Below are 8,052 nucleotides of genomic sequence, written 5' to 3'. Positions count from 1 at the left end.
CGTTGGCGATTTTCGCGAGCAAGCTCGCTCCTACAGGTTCTGGATCAGCGCTTATTCCATGTCCTTGAGCCACTCGGAGCTCTTGAACCACTTGTCATGGATGCGATCGTAGGTGCCGTCGTTGCGGATCTGGTGCAGGAAGTTGTTGATGAAGTTGATGCTGTCGTAGTCGCCTTTCTTCAGGCCGAACGCCAGGGGTTCGAAGGTGAAGGGTTCTTCGAGGTACACCAGCTTGCCGTTACCGACTTTCTTCTCGGCCACCACGTTGTACGGCGCGTCATACACAAAGGCATCGGCCTTGCCGTTGACCACGTCCAGCACGCCTTCCTGCTCGTTGTCGTAGCCGTGGTACTTAGCCTTGGAGATCAGCTTCTTGGCGACCATCTCGCCGGTGGTGCCGAGCTTGGAGGTCAGGCGGTATTTCTCGTCGTTCAGGTCTTTGTAGGACTTGATGGTGCCTTCCAGTTCCTTGCGGATCAGCAGGGTCTGGCCGACGACGATGAAAGGTTCGCTGAAGTTCAGGCGCAGGTTGCGTTCCTGGGTCAGGGTCATGCCGCTGCCGATCATGTCGAACTTGTTGGTCAGCAGCGCCGGGATGATGCCGTCGTAGCCGGTGGAGATCGGTTCGAACTTGACGCCCATGGACTTGGCCATGGCCTTGAGAATGTCCACTTCGAAACCGATGATTTCGCCGCGCTTGTTGGTCATCTGGAACGGCATGTAGGTCGGGTCCATGCCGACTTTCAGCGTGCCGCGCTTGACCGCATCATCGATGGCGCCGGCCTGGGCCGCATTGACCGCGACCAGCGCGGTGACGCCTAGCAGCAGCATCGAAAGATACTTTTTCATCATCAAGTCCCCTGAACGATTCTTATAAGGTCGGCGCGCAAACGGGCTGCACCATTTCGGGGTGCGATCCTAACCCACTCGCCTGCTGTCACAAAGGTTTCACGGCTATTTGTTGTCGGCATATGTCGGAAAAGCCCCACAACCGTGCAGCAGAGGGCAGACGTAGACGCGCGCGTGGAGGCCAGTGACAACAGATTGATGTGTAAGCAGTTATGACTTTCAGTCGATTTCCGACAACCACTCGGTGTCCCTGAACCACTTATCGTGAAGACGATCGTAAGTCCCATCCTGGGCAATCTGGTTGAGGAAGTGATTGATCCAGTTAAGGCTGTCGAAATCGCCTTTTTTCAAACCAAACGCCAGAGGTTCAAATGTGAAGGGCTGCTCAAGCGCTAGTAAAGTGCCGTTTTCCGGGCGGCTCAAGGCGATCAGGTTGTAGGGCGCGTCATGAATAAAGGCATCGGCCTTGCCTTGTACCACTTGGCGCACCCCTTCCTCCGGTGTTGAGAAACTGCTGAGTCGGGCCGCTCCTAGAAACCGTCGCGCCGCCGCTTCGCCAGTAGTGCCTTCCGTGGCAGCGATCCGATAGCTAGCGTCGTCCAGGTCTTCCACACTGCTGACCTTGCCCGCCAGGCTTGGGTGTAACAGCACGGACTGGCCGACCACGATGAACGAGTCGCTGAAGTTCAGCTTGAGGTTGCGCTCCTGGGTGACGGTCATGCCGCTGCCGATCAGGTCGAATTTCTTCGCCTGTAACCCCGCCACCAACTCGGTGTAGGGCACCGCGACCAACTCAAGTTCCACGCCCAGCGCTTGACTCATGACGTTGAGGAGGTCGATTTCAAAACCGACGATACGCCCCTGTTTGTCGGTCATTTCGAAGGGCACATAGGTGGGCGTGGTGCCGACTTTCAATACGCCGCGTCGAACGGCGTCGTCAATCGCGCCGGCCTGCGCCAGCCCCATGTGAATCAATGCGACAGCGCTTAGCAGCAGCGCCGAACAATAGCCTTTGCTCATGAATACCCCAGTGGCAAGTCCAAATCCGGGGCGATGCTAACTCAGCCACGGGCACCGCAATACGCCTCGGACAAGGGTCTTTTGTTTCGAAAAAACAAGGGGTTGGCGCGGGGGAGGAAGAAGAGAAAAACGCTGTAGGACCAGCGCTTCGAACACCCCCGAGGTGAACCCTCGGGGGCGTCTGAATCAGGCCGGTTGGGCCTGGGACGACAGAGGTTGCAGCGGCAGCAACGGTGCGTGCGGATCAGCCTTGATCGAGTCACGCCAGGCGGCGAGCCACTCGGCATGGCCCTCGTTCCAGACGTGCTCATGCAGGCGAGCCAGCGCGACCGGGTCGCTTAGCAAGGCCAGGCGTTCGCCGTTGTTGAGGCCGGCTGGGCCGACTTTCAACGCGTGACGCACACGTTCAGTACGCAGGTACTCGATCGGCTCAGCTTCACGGTGACGCGAAGTCGCCAAGGCGCAGGCCAGGGCGTTCTGCTGCGGATCGACCACCGAACGCACGAAGCCGTCGTTCAGCGCGTGCCAACGGTTTTCGTGGGTGTACAACTCGGTCGACAGCAAGGCCTGCGGCGGATTGTATTCCTCGGGGATCAGGAACAGGCTCTCGTCGCGGGACTTGAGGCCCAGCCCGACACGGCTGGAGATCACCGACACCGGGATCGACAGCATCAGCGACCCCACGATCGGCACCAACCACCACAGGAAGCTCGGGTTCAACCACACCACCAGCAGGGCCCACAGGAAGCCCAACACGGTTTGCGGACCGTGGCGCTTGACCGCTTCGCTCCATGGGGTGGAGTCGTCGTCACGCTGCGGTGAGTTCCAGGTCGCGGCCCAGCCGAGGAACGCGGCGAGCACGAAGCGGGTGTGGAAAATCATCCGCACCGGCGCCAGCAACATGGAGAACAGCATCTCCAGCAGCATCGACAAGGTCACCTTGAACTTGCCGCCAAACTCTTTCGCGCCCTTGGCCCAGATCAGGATGATGCTCAGCAGTTTCGGCAGGAACAGCAGGACGATGGTGGTGGAGAACAACGCCACCGCCTTGTCCGGATGCCATTGCGGCCACAGCGGGTACAACTGGCGTGGTGCCATGAAGTACTGCGGCTCCATCAGGGTATTCACCGCCAGCAACGCCGTGGACAGCACCAGGAACAGGAACCACAACGGCGCCGACAGGTAGGACATCACGCCGGTCAGGAACACCGCACGGTGTACCGGGTGCATGCCCTTGACCAGGAACAGGCGGAAGTTCATCAGGTTGCCGTGGCACCAGCGACGGTCACGCTTGAGTTCATCCAGCAGGTTCGGTGGCAGTTCTTCATAGCTGCCCGGCAGGTCGTAGGCAATCCACACGCCCCAGCCGGCCCGGCGCATCAACGCCGCTTCAACGAAGTCGTGGGACAGGATGGAACCGGCGAACGCGCCTTTGCCCGGCAACGGCGCCAGGGCGCAGTGCTCGATGAACGGCTTCATGCGGATGATTGCGTTGTGACCCCAGTAGTGGGATTCACCCAACTGCCAGAAGTGCAGGCCGGCGGTGAACAGCGGGCCATACACGCGAGTAGCGAACTGCTGCATGCGCGCATACAGGGTGTCCATGCCCGACGCACGTGGCGCGGTCTGGATGATCCCCGCATCTGGCGTGGCCTCCATCAAACGTACCAGGCTGGTCAGGCATTCGCCGCTCATCACGCTGTCGGCGTCGAGCACGACCATGTACTTGTAGTCACCGCCCCAGCGACGGCAGAAGTCGTCGAGGTTGCCGCTCTTGCGCTTTACGCGACGGCGGCGACGGCGATAGAAGATCTTGCCGAAACCACCGGCCTCGCGGCACACGTCAAGCCAGGCTTGCTGTTCGGCGATGCAGATGTCGGCGTCATTACTGTCGCTGAGCACGAAGAAATCGAAGCGGTCCAGATCACCCGTGGCGGCGACCGACTCGAACGTGGCGCGCAAACCGGCGAATACCCGGGGCACGTCTTCGTTGCAGATCGGCATCACCAACGCGGTACGGGCATCTTTCGGAATCGGCTCGTCACCGGCACTTTTACCGGAGATGCGGTATTTATCGTGACCGGTGAGCAACTCCAGAAAGCCCATCAACGCGGTCCAGAAACCGGCCGATACCCAGCAGAACAAGATCCCGAACATGATCAGGATGCTGGTTTGCAGGGCGTAAGGCAGTACCTGGGTAGCAGTTTGCAGCAGGGTCTGGTTGCGGATTTCGTCGAAGTCGACCAGCGACCAGCCCTGGTACGGCATGATGCCTTTCATGTACCAACCGGCAACGATGGTCTGGCCGAGCATCAGCACCAGCAGGATGTAACGACGGATCGAACCGACCGTACGCCAGCGCGCAGCCGGCAATACACGCTCATCCTTCGGCGGCGCTGGAGGATTGCTGCGCCCGGTGATACGGCGCCAGCCGCGCACCAGGATATTGGTACGCCACGGCTCCGGCACCACGCGGGTACGACGGATCGGCGGCGTGGCCTTCAGGCACACACGGCCAGCAGCGTCGAGCGCCAGCATTTCGGCGTCTTGCAGCTCTTCGGCCGTGTTGAGGGTCAACCGCGTGCCAACCGACGCCTGGGCGGCGTCGACCGGTGCGTCGAAGGTCGACGACGACAAGCGTTCGTGCAACTCGGTGAAGGATGTGCAGCCCGCCAGTTCGGCGCGCTGCTCAGCGGTCATCGGTAGATGCGCCAGATACTCCTGCAGAGTTTCTGGCTGGACTTGAGAATTACTCATCGGCAGGCAACTGGTAGCTCCAGGTTTCGGTCAGGACTTGTTCGGTCTTGATCGGCTCCGGTGTGGCTGGGGCAGCTTCTGGCTGCTTGGCTTCCTTGTCTTTCGCTTCTTTCTTGACCTGTTTCTCGTGCTGCTTGGCCAGGACCTTGTCAGCCTTGAGTACGTGGCTGGAATCCTGCTCAGGAGCGGGTGGCGGAACGTCCTGCACCAGCGCAGCGCGCATTTCGGTCGGCTTGCCTGCGTCCTTGATCTTCATGCGCAGGGTCAGGCGCCAGCCTTTGGTGTGTTCGTTGTAACGCACACTGTTTTCAACCAGTTCGGCGTTGTCGCTGACACTCACTTGGCTGCGCACCGGGGCATCCGATGCCAGGGCTTTGAGGGATGGGCCCTCGAAGTCCACCAGGTAGGCCACGCTGCCGTCAGGCTGGCGGATCAAGTTGGATTGCTTCACGTCACCGGTAGAACGCAGGGTTTGCTTGACCCACGCGCTGTCGCTCGGGTGCAGGGACTTCTCGTCCATGGTCCAGTGCAGGCGGTAGGAAACATCCAGTGGCTTGCCGACTTCAGGCAGCTCGGCCGGGCTCCAGAACGCAACGATGTTGTCGTTGGTTTCGTCGGCGGTTGGGATTTCCACCAGGTTGACGGTGCCTTTGCCCCAGTCGCCTTCAGGCTCGATCCAGGCGCTTGGGCGCTTGTCGTAGTTGTCGTCGAGGTCTTCGTAGTGGCTGAAGTCGCGACCGCGTTGCAGCAGGCCGAAACCTTTCGGGTTCTCTACGGTGAAGTTGCTGACCGACAGGTGTTTCGGGTTGTTCAGGGGGCGCCAGATCCACTCGCCGTTGCCGGCATGGATCGACAGACCGCTGGAGTCGTGCAGTTCACGACGGTAGTTCAGCACTTTGGAAGGCTGGTTCGCGCCGAACAGGTACATGCTGGTCAGCGGGGCAACGCCCAGTTTGCTGACCTTGTCGCGCAGGAACATCTGGGATTTCACGTCGACAATGGTGTCGGTGCCCGGACGCAGGATCAGGCGATAAGCGCCAGTAGCCCGCGGGGAATCCAGCAAGGCAAAGATCACCAATTGTTTCTCACCCGGCTTTGGACGCTCGATCCAGAACTCGGTGAAACGCGGGAATTCTTCGCCGGACGGCAATGCGGTGTCGATCGCCATGCCACGGGCAGACAGGCCATACGCCTGGCCCTTGCCGACCACGCGGAAGTAGCTCGCGCCCAGCATGGTCATGATTTCGTCTTGCTTGTCGGCCTTGTTGATCGGGTACAGCACACGGAAGCCGGCATAACCCAGCTGTTCGGTGGCTTTAGGATCAAACTTCACGTCGCCGAAATCGAAGCGCGTCGGGTCGTACTTGATTTCCTGGACGCTGTCGGCGGTGACTTCGTTGATTTTCACCGGTGTATCGAAGTGCATACCCTGGTGATAGAAGGACAGCTTGAACGGGGTGTTCTGATCGGCCCACTCGGCTTTTTCGTTGCGGAAACGAATCTTCTGGTAGTCCGCGAACTTCATTTCACGGAATTCGTTCGGCAGATTGCTGCGCGGAGCTTCGTATTTCTGCCCGGCCAGCTCTTTTGCCTTGGCCGACACATCATCCAGACTGAATGCCCACAGTTGACCCGCGCCGAACAGGCAAAACAGGGCGGAGCCCGTCACCAGTGCGTTTCGTAACCGTTTGGCAGACAATTTTGGTGCATTACAGGGACTAACAATCACGAGCAACCCTCGCCGAAAACAGATCAAAAAACCAACGGCCAGCTATCTATATGCCAGGTTGGCGAGCATTGTTCCGACTCCCCTGGGGCAAAATGATTCCCCATTGGTTGTCGGACAAGTCTCTACCTAAGTCAAAAATGGACCAAACAACGCTGATCCCCGTAGCGCGCGATTATCTAGTAGCCCGCGAAACAACGCATCAGGGATAACGAAGTATTTGTAGCGAAACCCTGCGTTTTTAGGCATTAAAAGTCGTTTTTAATACATTCACGTCTGCAAGAGGAAGGTCACAGGGCCATCATTGACCAAATGCACCTGCATATCGGCGCCAAAACGCCCTGACGCCACCTTGCCATGCAATTGTTGCGCTTGTAACAGCAAGTGATCAAAAAGCGCTGCTCCCAGGGCCGGCGGGGCCGCTGTGGAGAAGCTCGGCCGCAGCCCACTCTTGGTATCGGCCGCCAGGGTGAACTGCGACACCAGCAGCAAACCGCCGTCGATATCCTTCAACGACAGGTTCATCTTGCCTTCATCGTCACTGAACACCCGATAGTTCAACAGCTTGTGTAACAGCTTATCGGCACTCTCCGGCGTATCTGCAGGCTCGACGGCCACCAGCACCAGCAAACCCTGGTCGATGGCGCCGACGATTTCGCCCGCTACCTCGACCCGGGCGCCGCGCACCCGTTGCAGCAGGCCCTTCATGCTTCTTCAGGCGGCAGGTCGAGCAAGCGACGTGCCATTTCGCTGGTCGCACGCACCAAGGCATCGGTGATGCCGGGCTCGGACGCGGCATGGCCGGCCTCGCGAATCACCTGCAACTCACTGTTGGGCCACGCCTGGTGCAACTCCCAAGCGTTATCCAAAGGGCAAATCATATCGTAGCGCCCGTGGATGATTACGCCAGGCAGATGGGCGATCTTGTGCATATCGCGAATTAGCTGGTTGGGCTCAAGGAAGGAGTTGTTGGTGAAGTAGTGGCACTCGATCCGCGCGATGGACAGCGCACGCTGCGGCTCGGAAAACCGCTCCACATGCTGTGGGCTCGGGCACAGGCCGAGCATGCGCCCTTCCCAGCCGGACCAGGCCTTGGCCGCATGCATCTGGGCGATCTGGTCATTGCCGGTGAGGCGCTTGTGGTAGGCCGCAATCATGTCGTGGCGCTCTTCCGGCGGGATCGGCGCGATGTAGTCCTGCCAATAGTCCGGGAACAGGCGGCTCGCGCCTTCCTGGTAGAACCAGTGAATGTCCTGCGGGCGGGCCAGGAAAATGCCGCGCACGATCAGGCCAAGTACACGCTCTGGGTGGGTTTGCGCGTAGGCCAGGGCCAGGGTCGAGCCCCAGGAACCGCCGAACAGCACCCATTTGTCGATGCCCAGGTGCTCGCGGATGCGCTCTAGGTCGGCGACCAGGTCCCAGGTGGTGTTGTTTTCCAGGCTGGCGCGCGGGGTAGAGCGGCCGCAGCCACGCTGGTCGAAGGTGACGATGCGGTACAGGTTCGGGTCGAAATAGCAGCGGCTCTGGGCATCACAACCGGCACCAGGGCCACCATGGATGAAGACGACGGGCAAGCCTTCGGGGGAGCCACTTTCATCGACGTACAGCGTGTGGGTGTCATCGACGGCCAGATCGTGCCGGGCGTGGGGTTTGATCTGCGGGAACCAAGTCTGCATTGCGCGCTCCGTAAGGGGTCGGGT

Annotated in this window: 6 protein-coding genes; all 6 read right to left on the bottom strand. The window is 60.0% G+C overall.

Translation table 11 applies throughout. The features are described 5' to 3' along the window. Nucleotides 1–51: 51 nt before the first annotated feature. The 6 genes from CI807_RS08575 to pip all read right to left on the bottom strand — a co-directional run bounded on the left by CI807_RS08575 (nucleotide 52) and on the right by pip (nucleotide 8,028). The gene (locus CI807_RS08575) at nucleotides 52–849 is read right to left on the bottom strand and encodes a transporter substrate-binding domain-containing protein (RefSeq protein ID WP_025999974.1); all 798 of its coding nucleotides are present in this window, start codon (nucleotides 847–849) and stop codon (nucleotides 52–54) included. Between the two features lie 219 nt (nucleotides 850–1,068). Further along, nucleotides 1,069–1,869, bottom strand: coding sequence for a transporter substrate-binding domain-containing protein (locus CI807_RS08570; RefSeq protein ID WP_095014367.1), 801 nt, complete (start codon nucleotides 1,867–1,869; stop codon nucleotides 1,069–1,071). 186 nt (nucleotides 1,870–2,055) lie between these two features. Next, entirely contained in the window at nucleotides 2,056–4,626 is a 2,571-nt protein-coding gene (gene mdoH / locus CI807_RS08565) for a glucans biosynthesis glucosyltransferase MdoH (RefSeq protein ID WP_095014366.1), read from the bottom strand. Beyond that, nucleotides 4,619–6,355, bottom strand: coding sequence for a glucan biosynthesis protein G (locus tag CI807_RS08560; RefSeq protein ID WP_095017525.1), 1,737 nt, complete (start codon nucleotides 6,353–6,355; stop codon nucleotides 4,619–4,621). Before CI807_RS08560 ends, mdoH begins: the two co-directional genes overlap by 8 nt. Nucleotides 6,356–6,622: 267 nt before the next feature. Continuing rightward, a complete protein-coding gene (gene dtd, locus CI807_RS08555; protein ID WP_016979155.1) occupies nucleotides 6,623–7,060 on the bottom strand; it encodes a D-aminoacyl-tRNA deacylase in 438 nt (145 codons plus the stop codon). Further along, nucleotides 7,057–8,028, bottom strand: a complete 972-nt coding sequence (pip, locus tag CI807_RS08550) for a prolyl aminopeptidase (protein ID WP_095014365.1) — start codon at nucleotides 8,026–8,028, stop codon at nucleotides 7,057–7,059. The genes dtd and pip overlap by 4 nt, the downstream gene beginning before the upstream one ends. Between the last annotated feature and the right edge of the window lie 24 nt (nucleotides 8,029–8,052).

The organism is Pseudomonas sp. NS1(2017) (genome assembly GCF_002269425.1).
GTDB lineage: Bacteria > Pseudomonadota > Gammaproteobacteria > Pseudomonadales > Pseudomonadaceae > Aquipseudomonas > Aquipseudomonas reactans.
Note: the sequence above shows the minus strand (reverse complement) of the source record. Positions and strands in the feature narration are given on the sequence as shown.